12 protein-coding genes and 1 pseudogene are annotated in these 17,715 nt (G+C 46.1%); 7 read left to right on the top strand and 6 right to left on the bottom strand.

The annotated features are described in order from the left end of the window. Nucleotides 1-21: 21 nt before the first annotated feature. The 5 genes from CLIN57ABFB40_RS13810 to CLIN57ABFB40_RS13830 all read right to left on the bottom strand — a co-directional run bounded on the left by CLIN57ABFB40_RS13810 (nt 22) and on the right by CLIN57ABFB40_RS13830 (nt 5,244). On the bottom strand, nt 22-1,947 hold the full coding sequence (locus tag CLIN57ABFB40_RS13810; RefSeq protein ID WP_175630626.1) for a DEAD/DEAH box helicase: 1,926 nt from the start codon (nt 1,945-1,947) through the stop codon (nt 22-24). Between the two features lie 74 nt (nt 1,948-2,021). Further along, on the bottom strand, nt 2,022-3,083 hold the full coding sequence (locus CLIN57ABFB40_RS13815; RefSeq protein ID WP_175630627.1) for a tyrosine-protein phosphatase: 1,062 nt from the start codon (nt 3,081-3,083) through the stop codon (nt 2,022-2,024). A 109-nt stretch (nt 3,084-3,192) separates the two neighbouring features. Continuing rightward, on the bottom strand, nt 3,193-4,113 hold the full coding sequence (locus CLIN57ABFB40_RS13820; protein WP_175630628.1) for a carbohydrate kinase family protein: 921 nt from the start codon (nt 4,111-4,113) through the stop codon (nt 3,193-3,195). Continuing rightward, entirely contained in the window at nt 4,101-4,706 is a 606-nt protein-coding gene (locus CLIN57ABFB40_RS13825) for an SIS domain-containing protein (RefSeq protein WP_175630629.1), read from the bottom strand. Before CLIN57ABFB40_RS13825 ends, CLIN57ABFB40_RS13820 begins: the two co-directional genes overlap by 13 nt. 4 nt (nt 4,707-4,710) lie before the next feature. Beyond that, the gene (locus tag CLIN57ABFB40_RS13830; RefSeq protein ID WP_175630630.1) at nt 4,711-5,244 is read right to left on the bottom strand and encodes a TIGR00730 family Rossman fold protein; all 534 of its coding nucleotides are present in this window, start codon (nt 5,242-5,244) and stop codon (nt 4,711-4,713) included. Between the two features lie 104 nt (nt 5,245-5,348). Between CLIN57ABFB40_RS13830 and CLIN57ABFB40_RS13835 the strand changes: the two genes are divergently transcribed. After that, the gene (locus tag CLIN57ABFB40_RS13835; protein WP_175630631.1) at nt 5,349-6,569 is read left to right on the top strand and encodes a M16 family metallopeptidase; all 1,221 of its coding nucleotides are present in this window, start codon (nt 5,349-5,351) and stop codon (nt 6,567-6,569) included. A gap of 58 nt (nt 6,570-6,627) precedes the next feature. After that, a pseudogene (locus tag CLIN57ABFB40_RS13840) lies at nt 6,628-6,939 on the top strand (SGNH/GDSL hydrolase N-terminal domain-containing protein); the annotation flags it as partial. Nucleotides 6,940-7,173: 234 nt separating this feature from the next. Here CLIN57ABFB40_RS13840 and CLIN57ABFB40_RS13845 read toward each other — a convergent pair. Beyond that, on the bottom strand, nt 7,174-7,989 hold the full coding sequence (locus CLIN57ABFB40_RS13845; protein WP_254871784.1) for an alpha/beta hydrolase: 816 nt from the start codon (nt 7,987-7,989) through the stop codon (nt 7,174-7,176). Nucleotides 7,990-8,324: 335 nt separating this feature from the next. On the opposite strand from CLIN57ABFB40_RS13845, the gene CLIN57ABFB40_RS13850 reads away from it, so the two are divergent. From CLIN57ABFB40_RS13850 to CLIN57ABFB40_RS13870, 5 genes are all read left to right on the top strand, one after another. Further along, nucleotides 8,325-9,974: a DUF6377 domain-containing protein gene (locus CLIN57ABFB40_RS13850; RefSeq protein WP_175630633.1), complete on the top strand. Its 1,650-nt coding sequence runs from the start codon at nt 8,325-8,327 to the stop codon at nt 9,972-9,974. A 219-nt stretch (nt 9,975-10,193) separates the two neighbouring features. Beyond that, the gene (locus CLIN57ABFB40_RS13855; protein ID WP_175630634.1) at nt 10,194-11,372 is read left to right on the top strand and encodes a glycerophosphodiester phosphodiesterase family protein; all 1,179 of its coding nucleotides are present in this window, start codon (nt 10,194-10,196) and stop codon (nt 11,370-11,372) included. Nucleotides 11,373-11,403: 31 nt separating this feature from the next. Then, a complete protein-coding gene (locus CLIN57ABFB40_RS13860; RefSeq protein ID WP_175630635.1) occupies nt 11,404-14,400 on the top strand; it encodes a SusC/RagA family TonB-linked outer membrane protein in 2,997 nt (998 codons plus the stop codon). Nucleotides 14,401-14,413: 13 nt separating this feature from the next. Next, nucleotides 14,414-16,189, top strand: coding sequence for a RagB/SusD family nutrient uptake outer membrane protein (locus tag CLIN57ABFB40_RS13865; RefSeq protein ID WP_175630636.1), 1,776 nt, complete (start codon nt 14,414-14,416; stop codon nt 16,187-16,189). A 55-nt stretch (nt 16,190-16,244) separates the two neighbouring features. Further along, nucleotides 16,245-17,696 (top strand): right-handed parallel beta-helix repeat-containing protein, encoded by a 1,452-nt coding sequence (locus CLIN57ABFB40_RS13870; RefSeq protein WP_175630637.1) that lies wholly within the window; start codon nt 16,245-16,247, stop codon nt 17,694-17,696. Nucleotides 17,697-17,715: the final 19 nt, after the last annotated feature.

Here is a 17,715-nt window from a genome sequence, read left to right on the forward strand (position 1 = left end):
GGAGATATATTGGTTGGAATTTTACTTCTTCGGTTTTCTGCGTGCCCATCCTTCTTCGCTGAAGTCAGGTTCCTTATCTTTGAAGAACTCCTGCCAGTTATCTTTCTTTTTCGGTCCACGGGCATCGGAATATCCCCGTTCCGCACGGCTTGGTTTTTCCTTCTTACCGGGTTTCGCGCCTTTGGCAGAAGTATCTTTGGATTTTCTGTCTTTATTCTCATAGCGTGGCGCATGTTCTTCTCCTTTGCCGAATCGTTTACCGCCTTTGCGTTCACCTGAACCGTTTTCACGTCCTTTTCCGCCTTCCTCATTGGACACTTCTACAACAACCTTACGGCTATTCCATTTGGCACGGCTCAAGGCTTTTACGACATTGACAGCCTCCTTTTCAGGAACTTCGAAGAAAGAGAAGTTCTGCATCAAGTCAATGCGTCCCAATTCGATGCGTCCGCGTGTATTACTGTTCAACAAGCCGATAAGGTCGCTAGGGAAGAAATTGTCTGTTTTACCCAAATTGATAAACAGGCGGTTGAAGCCTGGGGCAGCTTTCCGGCTTCTCTTTTCGAAGCCGCCCTCTTTGCGGTCACCTCTTCCGGCACGTTCACCACGGCTTTCAATGGTCGGTTGTTCTATTTCCGGGCGGTGGCGGTAATATTCTGCGAAACGGTTGAATTCGTGCGAAACCATTCGTTTTATCAGGTCTTCCTTGCTCAACCATTCCAGTTTACGATAGATTTCCGGCATGAAGTCCGCGATTTCTTCTTCGTTTACTTTTACTTTTTCAAGGTCGTCAATAACCTTAATCAACTGCTTCTGGCAGATGCCTGCCGCAGTCGGCATCTCTCCGGCAATGAATTTCTTGCCGATGATTCGTTCTATTTCTCTTAACTTTCCTCTTTCGCGGAGATTGATGATGGCGATAGAAGTACCGGTCTTTCCGGCACGTCCCGTACGTCCGCTACGGTGAGTGTAGCTTTCTGTATCATCGGGCAAGCCGTAGTTGATAACGTGAGTCAAATTGTCCACGTCCAGACCGCGGGCAGCTACATCTGTGGCAACGAGCAGTTGCAGGTTGCGAATACGAAATTTCTGCATAACAGTATCCCGCTGTGCTTGTGAAAGTTCGCCATGCAGCGAGTCGGCATTATAGCCTTCCTGCATTAATTTGTCAGCGATTTCCTGAGTTTCCTTACGGGTACGGCAGAAAATGATGCCGTATATTTGCGGGTAGTAATCGACGATACGTTTTAGCGCCTCGTATTTATCTTTAGCCTGTACGGTGTAGACAACGTGTTTTACGTTGTTGGTACTTTCGTTCTTACGGCCGATAGTGATTTCTTTGGCATCACGCAGGTAGTTCTTTGAAATACGCGCAATTTCCGGGCTCATAGTAGCCGAGAAAAGCAATGTATTACGTTCCTGCGGGACATCAGCCAGAATAGCGTTGATGCTATCCGTAAATCCCATGTTCAGCATCTCATCCGCTTCGTCCATCACAACGTTGCGGATGGTAGCCAGGGAAACGGTCTTGCGCTCCATCAAGTCCAGCAAGCGTCCGGGAGTGGCTACGATGATATGCACACCCCGTTTCAGGCTGCGTATCTGGCTGTCAATGGAAGAACCGCCATATACAGGCAATACTTTCAGTCCGTCAATGTATTTGGAATAATCATTCAAATCTCCCGCTATCTGGAGACAAAGCTCACGTGTAGGGCAGAGGATGAGCGATTGTGGAATTCTGTTCTTTACGTCAATCTGTTGGAGCAGAGGCAGACCGAATGCGGCTGTTTTACCTGTTCCTGTCTGTGCAAGAGCTACTACATCATTATTTTCTCCTAAAAGGTACGGAATCACTTCCTCTTGTACCGGCATGGGATTCTCGTATCCCATTTCTTCAATTGCTCTACGTATCTCCGGAGAAACGCCAAGCTCTTCAAATGTCTTCATTAAATCTCTGTATATCTTTTATTTCGGATGCAAAGATAGAGAATAATTACGAATTACGAATTACGATTTGCGATTTATTCCAGCAGGATGCTGCGCAACTGTTCTATTTCTTCTGCGGAAAGTCCGATTCCTTTCTTCAAGTAAGCTTGTACGTTTCCATACTCAGACTCAATCTGTTCCTTTGCGGCATTCAGAAAATCTTCCTTGGCGGAATAGATTGTGGTTATCGCTTCCTGCGAATTTACCGGCAATTCGTAAGCGTATTTTGAAGCCTTGGGGATATTGAAATAGTCATTACTCAGCCGGTAGTCCGACATTATTACGTCTTCATTGACACCTAGCGCCGCAAGCAGCAAGGCGGAAACGATTCCTGTGCGCCCTTTGCCGGATGTACAGTGAATCACAGCCGGATAAGAGTCACGGTTGAGCAGGACGGAGAACAATTCATTGAATTCTTTCCGGTAGTTTGTCACCAGTTCGCGGTTCATCTGCTCCACCAGGCGATAAATGGTATCGCTTTTTATTTTCTCTTCCTGGATTCCTTGCAGGATTTTATCCATATTTCCTGTAGGGATGGGAATGTGCACAATCTTAAATTCACCATCACGGAGCTGTGGATAGTTGTGGCGTTCTCCTTCGGAACGCAAGTCTATGATAGTCCGTATGCCTATATTCTTCAGCTCCTGGCGCGAACAGGATGGAATACTGTCTATCTGCGCAGAGCGGTAGAGCATTCCCCAACTGACAGACTTCCCTGTATCGACGGATTTATATCCGCCTAAATCACGGAAATTCTGGATGCCGGGGATATTAACGTTGCGGGTAGCCACTTTGACCTGGTATTTATTATCGAACACCATCAGATAATAATAGCGTCGGGACGGGTCATCGGTGACGATGGTCATCTTGCCGCTGGATATTTTGCTCATCGCCACGGGAGAGTCTTCGGGAATCAACTTGGGGGAAGTGGATGCATATACTCGTACCTGTCCTTTCAGTACTGGTGCCGTTTCCCATTTAATCACGCAGTTTCCCACGTTGTTTTCTTCGCATACCACCGATATGGTCGGCGGTGTGCCGGAGCAGGACGGGAGCACTAACAAAATGGTAAGCCAGCTAAACAGGTTCTTGTACATAGTTTCTTTGTCTGGGTGAATCATATACGCAAAGATAGGAATTACCGGAAGATATGGTAATTCCTTTGCGATAATTAGCCAAAGTTAATAGTAATTTACGAGCGGAGCCTTATCTGTATTTTTCTGCAAACTCCACCGAAACAGAATTGCTGAAACTACGGCAAACCTCGGCTGCGAAGTCTTTTCCGCACCGGATAATTTTATCCCATACTTCTTCGTTCAAGTTATCCAAGTCGCGGTAGCGGACATCATATTTTAATAGTCCGTAAATCAGTCCCGCGTTAAAATTGTCACCAGCTCCGATGGTGCTGACAGCTTCCAGCGGCTCTATCGGATAATCTTTGTTGACCAGGTTGGTGCGCAGCGACACTTTCTCCCCGCCTGCAGTACAGACAAACCGGGGGCAGTAGAATTTGATTTTGTCCTTGTATATCTTATCCGCGTCCTGTATGCCGTACATATAGAGGAAGTCTTCCAGTGAACCGCGCACAATGTCCGCGTACTCCAGGTTTTCGATGATGGTCGGTGCCAGTTTCATCGCTTCGTTCTTGTGTGAGGAGCGGAAGTTGGGGTCATAGTAGATAATGGCTTTCTTCTCACGTGCCTGGTCGAGCAGTTCGAGAATCTTTTCCCGCAATACCGGATTCAGGGCGTAGTAGGAGCCTACCATGACAATATCGTCCTCTTCCAGTTTGGGGAACAGGACATCGAGACGTTGCTTGGGGTAATCCTTGTAGAAGATGTATTCGGCATCACTTTGCTCATTGAGAAAAGCCAGGGATACCGGTGATTTCCCGTCGGGGAATACATTCACGTGGTCGGTCGGAATATTGTTGTCACGCATGAATTGTAGGATGATGTTCCCTACACGGTCATTACCGGTTTCGCTGATGAAACCGACGTTTATTCCCATCCGTCCTAAGGATACGATGCCGTTGAATACAGAGCCTCCCGGTACGGCTGCGGAAGGCTGGTCACCTCGAAAGATGATATCGAGGATAGTCTCTCCGATTCCGATTACTTTTCGCATAGTGACCTTGATTTTTCGCCCAGGTAACCGCCGTGATGACGTTTTGAGTATTCTTCTATGGTGAATTGGGTTTTCTTCATGGTCTGTACCACCAGTATATCGCCGATAACGGTCATGGCGGTGGTTGAGGTAGTAGGCGTCATTCCTAAAACGCAGACCTCAGTCGGTTTGCCAGTACTCAGGCAGACATCCGATTCATGTGCTAGCGGGCTGTCGGGGTTTCCGGTAATAACGATAAACTTCAAGTCCGGGTCCAGATTATGGGCAAGGCGTGTTAATTCTACGATTTCGCGCGTTTTTCCGGAGTTGGAGATGAGCAGGAGCAAATCGTTTTTCTGCAAGATACCCAAGTCTCCGTGTTGTGCTTCACTGGGATGCAGGAAAACGGACGGGATACCGGTGGAACAGAAAGTGGTAGCGATGTTCATAGCAATTTGTCCGGCTTTTCCCATGCCGGAAGTTACCAGTTTTCCCTTTTTCTGATGTATTTGTTCTACAATCAGTTGTACGGCTTTCTCATAAGCGTCTGTTACAGGGATATTGAGCACGGCTTGTGCTTCCTGTTGCAAGAGTTGTTTGATGGAGTCTATCATATAATCAGTTTATTTTTTCTTTTAATTCTTCCAGAGTGTTTGTTATTTCGTAATAAGTAGAAAAGGGCTGGCGGGCAAACCCTTTGTCCTCTAATGTCTTGAGAGCTTTCAACAGTTCATCGTAGAAACCGTATTCGTTGTAAAATACGACCTTTTTCTGATGGTATCCGATAGAAGCGGCGGCTATCACATGGAATATTTCATCGAATGTGCCTACACCACCCGGCAATGCTACCAGTATATCCGATTTCTCGGTCATGATGTCCTTCCGGTCGCTCAGATTGTGAGTATGAATCACTTCGTCCAGACAAGTGCTTACACTGCCTTTCTCTTCCAGTTTGGCAGGGACTACCCCGATGACCTTTCCGCCGTTTTCTTTCACGGCACGGGCTACGCATTCCATCAGTCCGAGGTTGGCTCCTCCGTAAATCAACGTTTTGCCAGTCTGTCCTATCCATTCGCCGATTCGGCGGGCGCTTTCGAAGTACATTTTGTCAATGTTTTCTGAGGCAGAACAGAATATTCCTATCTTTTTCATATACGTTGTAACTGTTATAGTCCACAAATATCTGCAATTTTCTATAAACCGCAATAAGTTTTATTGTATTTTTGTAGCATAATTCACTAAGGAAGTAGAAAACAATGCAATCTAACGAATATACACTCCCCAATGGTTTGCGTATTATCCATGAACCGACTCTCTCAAAAGTAGCTTATTGTGGTTTTGCCATTGATGCCGGAACGCGTGATGAGGCGGAATCTGAGCAGGGGATGGCTCACTTCGTGGAGCATCTCATTTTTAAAGGGACGGAGAAACGGAAAGCCTGGCATATCCTCAACCGGATGGAGAACGTTGGCGGCGACCTGAATGCTTACACCAATAAGGAAGAGACGGTAGTCTATTCCGCTTTCCTGACCGAACACTTGGAGCGGGCTCTCGAATTATTGGGGGATATTGTATTTCATTCTACCTTTCCCCAGCATGAGATAGAGAAAGAGACGGAAGTCATTATTGATGAAATACAGTCGTATGAAGATACTCCTTCGGAACTGATATTCGACGATTTTGAGGATATGATATTCCGCAATCATCCGTTGGGAAGGAATATCCTGGGCAAACCGGAACTGTTGCGGAGTTTCCGCACCGAAGACGTCCTTTCGTTTACCCGCCGGTTTTATCAGCCGGGGAATATGGTGTTCTTCGTCCAGGGGCAATATGACTTCAAGAAGATAATCCGTCTGGCAGAGAAATATCTGTCGGATATTCCTGCAGTGGAAGTAACCAACCGTCGTGTTCCCCCGCCGCTTTATGTTCCCGAACATTTGACGATAGCCAAGGATACGCATCAGGCACACGTGATGATTGGCAGCCGTGGGTATAATGCCTATGACGACAAGCGTACGGCTCTCTATCTATTGAATAATATCCTCGGTGGCCCTGGCATGAACAGCAAACTGAATGTAGCTCTTCGTGAGCGCAGGGGGCTGGTTTATAATGTCGAATCCAACCTGACTTCTTATACCGATACAGGAGCTTTCTGCATTTACTTCGGAACCGATGTTGAAGATATGGACACTTGCTTGAGGCTGACCTATAAAGAGTTGAAGCGAATGCGCGACACAAAGATGACCTCATCCCAGCTTGCCGCAGCCAAGAAACAACTTATCGGGCAAATAGGGGTGGCATCCGATAATTTTGAAAATAATGCGCTGGGAATGGCAAAGACATACCTGCACTATCACAAGTACGAATCATCCGAATTGGTCTTCAAGCGCATAGAGGCATTGACGGCAGAACAATTGCTGGAAGTTGCCAATGAAATGTTTGCAGAAGAATATTTGTCTACGTTGGTATATAAGTAACCTCTTGAGGCTTATGAACTAACAGATTCACTAATAAACCGCTAATATTTAATTGACCATGAAAAACTTAACACGGAAAGTCCGGATTTGCTTGGGTTTGTTGATGCTTCCCCTTGTCGTGGCCGGACAACAGAAAAACAATTTTACCTATACGCCGACTCAAGAACTCCTGCTGGTAGGTAAGGCAACCTCAGAAGGTGAATATTTCCATCGGGTAGACACCGCGAAGTATCACTCAATGCCGCCCAAAGTGAAGAAACTTTTCACGAACTCTGCCGGACTGGCAATCTCTTTTACTACGAACAGTCCAGTGATAAAAGCCAAATGGACAGTTCCTGATAACCCACAGTTACCCAATCTGACACGCATTTATCGAACTGACGTTATATGTATGTTTTAACTAATGCTTTTGGGCATACTAATGACCATTATCAGGGAAGTACAAAGTGCCGTTTTAAGATACTCATACAAGGGGATATTCTCATAGGTGTGAGAAAAAAATCTCAGACCTACGAGAATTAAGTCTCAATGCGATGAGTATTTTTTCTCATAGGTATAAGAATGTTTGAGAAAATGTAATGCGTGATGATGTTTGTTTTGAATATCAGTAGACAGATTTCAGCCACATACCCAGCAACTCAAGCATCTGTGAATGATACTTAAAGTCTATATTCATCCCCCAGCCATGACCGCCTTCGGGAAATATATACATGGTTGCGGGGACATTGTTTTTCTTCAATGATTCATAATAGAGCACGCTATTGGCAGTAGGTACGGACTTATCGTCATCACTCAATAACAGGATGGCAGGTGGGGTGTTTGCATTGATATGCTTTTCGTTAGAGAAAAACTGGATATCGGCCGGTAGGGGATTGTCACCCAACAGATTGGAACGGGAACCGCCATGCGTAGCCCTCTCCATGGTTATGACAGGATAAAAAAGAATGGAGAAATCCGGTCTTGTATTTGTTCCCTCTGTCGTGTAGTGAGTAGAAGCGGTAGCGGCCAAATGTCCGCCTGCCGAGAAACCGGCGATACCTACTTTATTTACGTCTATACCAAATTCGCTTGCATGATTGCGTACATAACGTATTGCCTGCTGTGCATCATCCAAGGGTACTTCCTTGTGTTTGTTCGGCATCCGGTATTTGAGGACGAAAGCCGTTATTCCCTGTCCGTTCAACCATTTAGCAAACTGTTCCCCTTCGTGCAGAATAGCCAGTCCGGCGTATCCTCCACCTGGACATATCACAACTGCCATTTCTGTGTTTTTTGCTTTATTGGTCTGGTAAATAGCCAGTTCGGGTGAGGAAACATTTGTTACCCAATTGCCGTTTCTCTCGTACTTTTCAGCTTTTGTTATTTCATTACTTGTCGGTGGGTTTGTCTCCCACAGTTTCACAATTTTCTGAGCATTCATAGTTGTACACGTAAATATCAGCAAAGCGCTTAGTGCTACTAATCGATGTTTTTTTATCATATGAATTAAATTTTGGATATTAAAGTCAGATAAGAATCTTCTGACTACAAAGTTATATGTTTTTCTTTGTAATCTAAAGATTTTGTGTGCATATAATTAGATTCTTTTTCTTAAAGGAATTGTAATATAGGCTGTCTTTTATCCGCCTTTCCCCTTTCGGCAGACCATTGGCTTCCTTAATTTATGGGTTATTTATAGTTGGATTATGAAGAATTTTCCTACATTTGTTTCGTTAAACCATGAAATCTCTATTATAATTAAACTCTGTCAACCCGATGAAAAAGAACTGCTTGTCATTCCTTTTACTTCTGTTTTCCTGTTCTTCGGTCTTTGCCGATGAGCGTTTGGACTCGCTGTTGAATGTGCTTGACGCAACCATAAAAGAGGCGGACGCTTATGTGCAGATTAAAGAGAACAGGCTTCGGGAGTTGAAGAAAGAAGCTGGGAAGACACCGCCTGTTTCCATCGAACGTTATAACCTGAACAATACAATTTACTCTGAATATAAAGCGTATAGCTCTGATTCCGCACTCCACTATCTGAATGAGAATATATTACTCGCCCGTCAGTTGAACGACAGGGAGCGCGAGCTTAAAATCCAGTTGGAGTTATCCTACCTGTTGTCTTCCATCGGAATGTATATAGAAGCGGCGGATATACTGGGAGCCATAGACCGACCGTCACTTCCGCAGTCGCTTTTGGGAGATTACTATACGTGTTATGAACATGTATATGCCGAAGCAGGAGCGGCGCAGCCGCGATACAAGATGTTTTCATCGCGTTATTTCAAGTTGAGCCATGCCTATCGGGACTCTATGCAGGTAACCTTGGAACCCTCTTCGGATACTTACCTGTGGTTGCGCGAAACCCAACTGAAAGAAGCCGGGAAATACGATGAGGCTCTTGAATTCAGTGACCGCCGGATTTCGGAATCCTCTTTCGGCACACCTCAATATGCATTGGCGGCCTATCAGCGTTTCCGCCTTTTTGAAAGTATGGGACAGAAAGACGAGCATTTATATTACCTTGTTCTTTCTGCTATTTCCGATGTACGTTCCGCCATCAAGGAACAGTCCTCTTTGATGGTGCTGGCGCAGGAATTGCACAAGAAGGGAGACTTGAAGCGTGCGTATGCCTATATCAACTTCTCATGGGAAATATCACAATTCTATAAGACACGCTTACGCAGTTGGATGAACATTACCCCTCTTTCCATGATTAACGGGAATTATCAGGATATCATCAAACAGCAAAACCGGGAGCTGCTGATTTATATTGTATGTGTGGCGCTGCTGGCATTGTTGCTGATAATAGCGTTAATCTATATTTACCGGCAGATGAAAGCCCTTTCGGTTGCCAAGAAAGGGTTGCAAGAGGTGAACGAGCGGCTTTTCTCCTTGAATGAAGAACTGGAAGAAGTCAACCGGCATCTTCGTTCCACCAATCTGGAGCTTTCCGAGTCCAACCTTATTAAAGAAGCCTATATTGCCCGTTTTTTCAAATTATGCTCCGTTTATGTAGACCGTTTGCAAGCATACAGAAAGCTGGTAAATAAGAAGTTGCAGCGGGGGCAAGTAGCCGAACTGTTGAAAATGACACATCTCAGCAATGATATTGTGACTGTTGAAGTGCAGGAACTATATGCGAACTTCGATTCTGCCTTCCTGCACCTGTTCCCGAACTTTGTGGAATCTCTCAATCAATTATTGCTGCCCGAAGAACAAATAGTCTTAAAACCGGACGAGCTGCTCAATACAGAACTGCGGATTTTTGCCTTGATTCGTCTCGGCATTAAGGACAGTTCGCAGATTGCGGAGCTTCTACATTACTCGGTCAATACTATCTATAATTACCGTTCGAGAGTGAAGACCAAAGCACGCGTTTCACGCGAAGATTTTGAAGATTTGGTAGCTAAAATCCGGTAAATAAGTCTGTATCAAATCTACCTTTTGATACGGGCATAACACAAACTAATATCTTGTTTATCAACTTGTTGGTGTTTTGTGAATATTGTAAATATCCACTTATATCTCATTGGCTGTTTTTTATCGCGGCATTTCCATCTATTTTTGTCATAACCGAACGGGAATAACAGATTCCGTTTTCGGGAATTCCTTTTTTTATTAACCTTTATAGAAATACAAATGAAAAATGAATTACTGCATTTTTTAGTTCTAGGAAAAGGCGGAAGGACAAAAAGCCAGTCTGTAAGCCGGTTATGGTGTTGGGCTGTCCTCTGTGTATGCGGAATAGTTTGCATCGCCTGTTCCGACGATGATTCTGTGAAAAAGAACCCTTACCTGCAAACAAGTACCCGTGCCATGCTGAAAGAGGTGGTAGAGGTCAAGTTTATCAACATTGATGGAAATTCCGATATTACTGTCGATTTTGGTGATGGGACGGTGAAGAATGGCAAAGCTGCCGAAGCTGTCACCCATGTCTATACGCAAAGCGGTGACTATACCATGCACGTCACGGCAGGGCAGTATGAGGTGCAGAAAAGAATCCGCATCTATAACCTGTTGGCACTGTCGGAAGCGATGAAGCAGTTCAGGGAACCGTCTAACAAGAAAGTATGGGTGATGACCCACCGCGCACATACCACGGACAGGACTGTTCCCGAAAACTCGGTGTCTTCCGTAGAAGATGCCATTGACTCGGGAGCCGAAGTGATAGAGTGCGATACGCACGTCACAAGTGACGGTGTGGTAGTGGTATGCCACGACCAGACAATCAATGCCACCACTAACGGTACGGGGGACATCACAAAAATGACCTATGCGGAACTACAACAGTACAACTTGAAAGACCGGAACGGACGGGTGACTGACGAAAAGATGCCTACCCTCGAAGAATTCCTGAAAGCGGGACGCGGCAGAATCTATTTCAATCTCGACTATTCCCCTCGTACGGCTTCTTCGCAGCAGGTGGTAGACATCGTGATGAAACTTGACATGATGGAATCCGTATTCTTCTATTGCAACAGTGCACAGAAAGCGGAAGAAGTGCTGGGCATCACCTCTAAAGCCCACGTTTACACATGGACGGGTAACCACAAGCCGATGATAGGATTGCCGGGCAACTACTTTGTGCAATACAGTTACCTGACAAATGGAAAAAGCACTCCTTTGGGAAGCTCTATCAATGACGGTATGCTGGCTACGGTGAATATGCTTCCCGCAAGTGGCAGCAGTGTTTCCGAATGGACACTGAATGAGGGCTATCTCGACGAATTGTTGCAAATCTATCCGATGGTGTGCATGATACAGACCGATGTGCCCGACTTGTTGATTCCCGCGTTACAGGCGAGAGGACTGCGTTAACTTTATCATCTAATATAAAAATCATCTATTTATGAGAAATATTCATTGCAAGACGTGTGCCTGCCTGTTAGGTATGTTGCTGATACTGTTTTCCGGTATCGAGGCAAGGGGAGCTTCCCTCGAAGTGCAGCAGGAACGTAAAATATCCGGTACAGTAATCGATGAAAAGGGCGAACCTGTCATCGGTGCCTCGGTGGTGGTTGTAGAGACAAAGCAAGGCGCCATTACAAATATAGACGGTAAATTTCAGGTAAATGCCCCGCAAAACGGTCGTCTGAAAGTATCTTATATCGGCTATGAAACACAGGAAATAGCTATCAAAGACCGTCAGTCTTTGCGAATTGTGCTGAAAGAAGAATCTACCGCCTTGAATGAAGTGGTGGTGGTAGGTTACGGCACGATGAAAAGGAAAGAAATGACATCGGCTATCTCCCATGTCGGTGCGAAAGACCTGAATCAGATTTCCAGTCTCGATGCTTCCATGCTTCTGCAGGGAAAGGTGTCCAGCGTATCGGTTTCGAATACGGCTCTGGCCGACCCGAACAGTACGGGAAGTATTCAGATTCGCGGTATCTCTTCCCGTAATGCAGGCTTAGGACCGTTGATTGTGGTAGACGGAGTGCCGGGCGGTGATATGACGAATATCAACCCTGCCGATATTGAATCTATTGACGTGTTGAAAGACGGTGCGGCTTCCGCTATCTACGGTACACGAGGCAGCAACGGTGTTATTCTCGTGAATCTGAAAAAAGGAACGAGGGACGGAGAGGTGCATACTACTTATAGTGCTGCCGTTACTTTCAATAAGGCGAAGAAAGAACTGGATATAATGAACGCGGAAGAATATCGTGCCTACCGCACCGTGTCCAATCCGCTTTCGGATATGGGAGCCAGTACAGACTGGTTTGATGCCGTTACCCGCCTGGGCGTAACGCATATGCATACATTGACCTTCTCCGGCGGAAATGCGAGAACCAATTACCGCGTGACTGCCGACTACCGCAAGGCACAAGGTATCGACCTGCGTTCCGACCGTCGCGAATATGGTGCGCGTGCCACTATCAGCCATACTACAAAAGACGGTTTGTTCACATTCTCCGCCAATATGACTCCGCGTGTAATCGACCGGAACAAATCGGCAAGCGTCTACGGCAGTGTTATCAAGAATAACCCGACTATGCCTGTTTACGATTCCGAGTCCGCCAATGGCTATTATCGTTTCCCTTCCGGCGGAGACAGCTCCAATATCGTCGAGCAACTGAATGAGGAAGAGAACGGAACGGAAATCAAATTGTTGGAGTGGAACGCTACGGCTGCCGTCAACCTGCTTCCCCTGTTTAACCCGAGTAACCCGAATATGGTGTTGAAATCACAGGTGACCCTTTCACAATACCAGGTCGATAAGTTCAACGGATGGTTCACTCCGTCTACGTATGGCCCTAATGTCAATTCGAGCGTTGCCGGGAAAGCGAGCCGCGATTTTGACAAGAGTACCAGCAACAATTTGGAATGGGTGACTAATTTCTCTACACGCATCAAGGAACATCAGATTCGTGCGATGGTAGGTTACAGTTATAATTACGGTGTAAACTCGGGAATGGGAGCGGAGAACTGGGATTTCTCTTCCGACGGTCTGACTTATAACAATCTTGGCTCCGGTCTGGAAGCGGCGAAAGAAGGAAAGACAATGATGAGTTCCTACAAGAACGACCATAAACTAATCAGCTTCTTCGGCCGTGTCAACTACGACTGGAAAGAACGCTATCTGTTCACTTTCTCTTTGCGCCACGAGGGTTCTTCCCGCTTCGGTGAGAATCACAAATGGGGTAATTTTCCTGCGGTATCTGTGGGCTGGCGTATCTCGGACGAGAAGTTTATGAAAGGACTTTCGTGGATTGATGACTTGAAGGTGCGCTATGACTATGGTGTCACCGGTAACCAGGAGATAGGTAACTACCAGTCCTTAGCTACGTATAGAGCCTATGGCTGGTATCAGTATAACGGCAACAACTTCCATGTATGGGGTCCGAGCAAGAATGTCAATTCGGAACTTCGCTGGGAAAAGGGACACAATCAGAATATCGGTCTGGACTTTTCGCTCTTCAAGCACAAAGTGACCGGTTCATTTAACTATTTCCACCGTAAACAAAGCGATTTGCTCGGTAGTTACTCCGTATCCGTGCCGCCCAATCTGTTCACCACTATCTATGCCAATGTGGGTACGCTCCGCAATACAGGTTTCGAGCTGGACGTGACGGTAAATGCCGTCCGGACGAAAGACTTCGCTTATAGTTTCACTTTAGTGGGCGCTACTAATAACAATAAGTTTGTCAGCTTCTCCAACGATGTCTATAAGGGGCAGAAGTATTACTCGACCTGCAACATGGCGAATCCCAACAATCCGGGATACTTGCAACGGATTGAGGAAGGCGAACGTATCGGTAATTACTTCACCTACCGTTATGCAGGCGTAGACAAGAAAGGCAACTGGCTGATTTACGATAAGAAGGGCAATGTGATTCCGATAGCCCAGGGTTCGGAGGAAGACAAGGCGGTGACCGGCAATGGTCTGCCGAAATTTACCGGCTCCATGACGCACAACTTCACTTACAAGAACTTCGACCTGACCGTTGCTTTCCGTGGCGCTGCCGGATTCGATATATTCAACGTACACGATTTCTACTTCGGATTGCAGAGCATGAGTACCAACCAGTTGACGACCGCTTACTCGAAGAACGCGCATATCACGACCGGCAAGAACGTGATAACCGACTATTTCATCGAACCGGGCGATTACCTGAAGATAGACAACATCACTTTGGGATATACGATGAACCTGAATAAGAAGTATATCGAGAAAATACGTTTGTTCGGCACAGCCAACAATCTCTATACGTTTACGAAATTCACGGGTGTAGACCCTTCTACTTACGAAGTCAACGGTCTGACACCGGGTACTTTCGGGGGAGGATACAACTATTATCCGTCTGCTTTCCAGTTTATTTTAGGTTTACAAGTTAGTTTTTAAAAAAGGAACGATTATGAAAATAACAAAATATATCATAGGATTAGGTCTGATGGCGGGCACGGTATTGGGCTTGCCGTCCTGTACCGACTTGTCGGAAACGGTGTACGACCAGGTGATGTCTAAAAACTACTATAACACGAAACAAGATGTCATCAATGCCGTGTTCCGCCCTTTTGAACATATGTACTGCTGTATCTGGATACGTCATGAGAACGAAGAACTGCCGGCAGACCAGTTTATTACTCCTACCCGTGGCACTTGGTGGTACGACGGCGGATTGTGGGAAATGTACCACCGCCACCAATATGATGATATTAACCAGGGTGACTGGTTGATTGAATGGGAGAACTTTTATGTAGGCATTTCCCAGTGCAATATGGTGCTGGATGATTTGAGCCAGTTGAACCCGTCCTCTTTTGGTCTGAGCGATGGTGAGTTTGAGAGTTTCAAGGCACAGTTGCGCTGTATGCGTGCCTGGGGGTATCTCCGTCTGCTGAATACACATCGTAACTGTATCCTGACTACCACTTCAGACCAGGCGGTGAACGAGCAGCCGGAAAACCGGAAGCAGGTTTCTCCGCAAGTAATGTTCGATTTCATCGAGAGCGAATTGAAAGACTACTGTCTGGCTGCCTTGCCATCGAAGAGCGGGCAATCCGGCAATGGTGCCCAACAGGGGCAATTTACGAAAGCTGCCGCCGCATCTTTATTGGTACGCCTTTATCTCAATGCGGAAAAATGGATTGGACAGCCTAAGTGGCAGGAATGTATTGAGATGTGTAACCGCATCACTGGTGGAGAATTCGGATATTATGCGATTGCGGACAACTGGTATGAGCCTTTCGACTGGAACAATGAGATGAGTAATGAGGTGATATTTGGTTTCCCTGGTTCCTATGGGCTGACTAGCTGGCATCTCCAAAATGACCGGAGAACAGTGTACGGACGTGGTTTGCCTTATGGCAGTGCCTATTACCTGAAAATAGAAGGAAATGGCGAACGTAATCCGAAATACGCGCTTTCACCAAGCTATGACAACCAGCAACCCCGCGAACTGTTCGATTACGAACTGGGGATGGTCACCCGAAAATTTGCCAAATATCCGGGAGATGTCCGTTATAAACAATATGTAAATACAGGCAATAACACAAGGGAAGGTATGTTCTTCCTCGAAGGCAAGATTGCGAACTCAGCGGTCAGTGGAGGATATGCCAAGAATCCGGATAATCAATATGTGCTTTACCTGCGCGACCAGGTGGGACGTTTCGAGGGAAATGCCGAATCGGGTTATATCTCCAATCCGGCTTATAAGGAATCAAAGCTGGGCAACGGTGACTTCAACTCAGGTCTTTACTGCGTGAAATATCCGTTCTACCCGTTCACGGGAGGATATTATATTGAATCGGACTATACGGAGATACGTCTGGCGGAGATTGTCTATTCGCAGGCGGAATGTCTTCTCCGTCTCGGACAGGCAGGCGAAGCGGGCAAGTTGCTGAACAGCGTACGCAAGCGGAACTATGAGAACTTTACAGCCAATATAGCTTACCAGCCGGAAGGCAATGTGGTGCTCGACATGAAAGAAATGCTCGATGAATGGGGACGTGAATTCCTGGCGGAGAGCCGCCGGCGTACTGACCTGATTCGTTTCGGCAGGTATCAGGAAGCATGGTGGGATAAACCACGGGATGCGGACAATCATTATGAACTGTTCCCCTTGTCGCAGACGCAACTGGAACAGAACGAATACCTGAAACAGAATCCGGGTTATCCTGATATTACCCGATGAAATCGGTGATTTTGCGATTATTCTTATCTAATGTACAAGTTAAAAAAGAAAGAAAATGAGAAATAGTTTATTCATAATATCGAAGCTGTGTATGCTGGCTTTCATTATCCTGTTGGCACAGGGATGCCAGGAAGACTATGAAATGATAGACCCGCCTATGATGACCGATTACGATGATGATTTGGACGAAGAGGTGATTATGCAGGAAGGGTTGGAGAGTTATTTTGTAACCCAGTTCGGTGAGGGTGATATGGACGGTAGTTCTTGGGAACAGGCGTTGGACGTAGCCGGTTTCCGCAAGTTGTTGAGCGGGTCTGTCGACCTTTCCAAGAGTACGATTTATATGAGCCAGGGAAAGTATGTGATGTCCGAAGAGAGTGGTCTTGGCGTGATTATCCGCAAGAATGTGAAGGCGATTAAAGGCGGATATAGCCAGTTTAGTGAAGGGACGGACGTTTCGGTTCGTGATATAGATGCTTATGTGACAGTTATCAGTGGCGATGTGAACGGGAATAAGCAGGCAGATGCGGGTGACTGTGGTTTGCTGCTGGTCAAGAAAGGGATTATCGCTATTGAGGGAGTTACTTTCCAATACGGGTATGTGTCCGAAGCGGATGCCAGTACTACCGAATGTGGGAGTGGTATTTACGTGAACGGCAGTACGGGGGATACTTCCGTTGAACTGACTGACTGTGTGATAAGGGATTGTAAATCGACAGTGACGACTTCTCTTAAACAAGGGGGAGCGGCTGTCTTCATCCTGTCGGGACAAGTCCGGCTGAATAATGTAAAGCTTCTGGATAATACGTCGGTAGGTCGTGGAGGAGCTGTACGTTGTAATAGTAAGACTGCTGTGGCATTAATGAATAAAAGTTTGCTGAAAGGTAATTCCCATTCGGGTTCATGGGGCAATGGAATCCAGATGTCGGAAGGGCATATCTGCATGAACAATACTACGATTATAGAGAATGAAGGTACGGGTGCTGCCTTGAATGGTGGGGGAAGTTTCCTGCTTGTCAATAGTACGATTGTAGGAAATGCAAGTGATAGCCATGGGGCTGTCCGTTGCGAGACAGGAATTGGTGGGGATACGAAGTTTGTCAATAACCTTTTGATTGCCGAAAATCCTTCTGCTCCGAGTTTCAATCTGAACGGAAGCAATAAAGAAGCTTCATCAAAAGGCTATAACGTCTATCAACGTGTCACAGGTATTACGATGAGCACACTTGATACGGCTTATCCCAATCCTGTGAACGGCATGCTGAATGAGGAAGGCGTTTATGTATGGGACATCAACCAGCTTGGTACAATAAAAGGATATGCCACGAAGCAGGCGGTGATAGAGGTGGCAAAAAGTTTCAATCCGGTAGCTTCGCCCATTGCTAATCTGGGAGAGGTATTTGTAGAGTGGGTTGGTGAGGATGCTTTCGGAGTAGATCAGCGTGGAGTGACCCGTAATGCCAACAAGATGCAGGCTGGCGCTTATGATGCCGTTCTGACGAATTAAACTGTAAAACGACTGTAAC

This window comes from Bacteroides acidifaciens (assembly GCF_903181435.1).
Lineage (GTDB): Bacteria > Bacteroidota > Bacteroidia > Bacteroidales > Bacteroidaceae > Bacteroides.

Excerpts from the sequence above, each read along its gene's own strand:
- CLIN57ABFB40_RS13810 (WP_175630626.1), bottom strand. The coding sequence starts at position 1,947 with ATGAAGACATTTGAAGAGCTTGGCGTTTCTCCGGAGATACGTAGAGCA.
- CLIN57ABFB40_RS13815 (WP_175630627.1), bottom strand. The coding sequence starts at position 3,083 with ATGTACAAGAACCTGTTTAGCTGGCTTACCATTTTGTTAGTGCTCCCG.
- CLIN57ABFB40_RS13820 (WP_175630628.1), bottom strand. The coding sequence starts at position 4,113 with ATGCGAAAAGTAATCGGAATCGGAGAGACTATCCTCGATATCATCTTT.
- CLIN57ABFB40_RS13825 (WP_175630629.1), bottom strand. The coding sequence starts at position 4,706 with ATGATAGACTCCATCAAACAACTCTTGCAACAGGAAGCACAAGCCGTG.
- CLIN57ABFB40_RS13830 (WP_175630630.1), bottom strand. The coding sequence starts at position 5,244 with ATGAAAAAGATAGGAATATTCTGTTCTGCCTCAGAAAACATTGACAAA.
- CLIN57ABFB40_RS13835 (WP_175630631.1), top strand. The coding sequence starts at position 5,349 with ATGCAATCTAACGAATATACACTCCCCAATGGTTTGCGTATTATCCAT.
- CLIN57ABFB40_RS13845 (WP_254871784.1), bottom strand. The coding sequence starts at position 7,989 with ATGAATGCTCAGAAAATTGTGAAACTGTGGGAGACAAACCCACCGACA.
- CLIN57ABFB40_RS13850 (WP_175630633.1), top strand. The coding sequence starts at position 8,325 with ATGAAAAAGAACTGCTTGTCATTCCTTTTACTTCTGTTTTCCTGTTCT.
- CLIN57ABFB40_RS13855 (WP_175630634.1), top strand. The coding sequence starts at position 10,194 with ATGAAAAATGAATTACTGCATTTTTTAGTTCTAGGAAAAGGCGGAAGG.
- CLIN57ABFB40_RS13860 (WP_175630635.1), top strand. The coding sequence starts at position 11,404 with ATGAGAAATATTCATTGCAAGACGTGTGCCTGCCTGTTAGGTATGTTG.
- CLIN57ABFB40_RS13865 (WP_175630636.1), top strand. The coding sequence starts at position 14,414 with ATGAAAATAACAAAATATATCATAGGATTAGGTCTGATGGCGGGCACG.
- CLIN57ABFB40_RS13870 (WP_175630637.1), top strand. The coding sequence starts at position 16,245 with ATGAGAAATAGTTTATTCATAATATCGAAGCTGTGTATGCTGGCTTTC.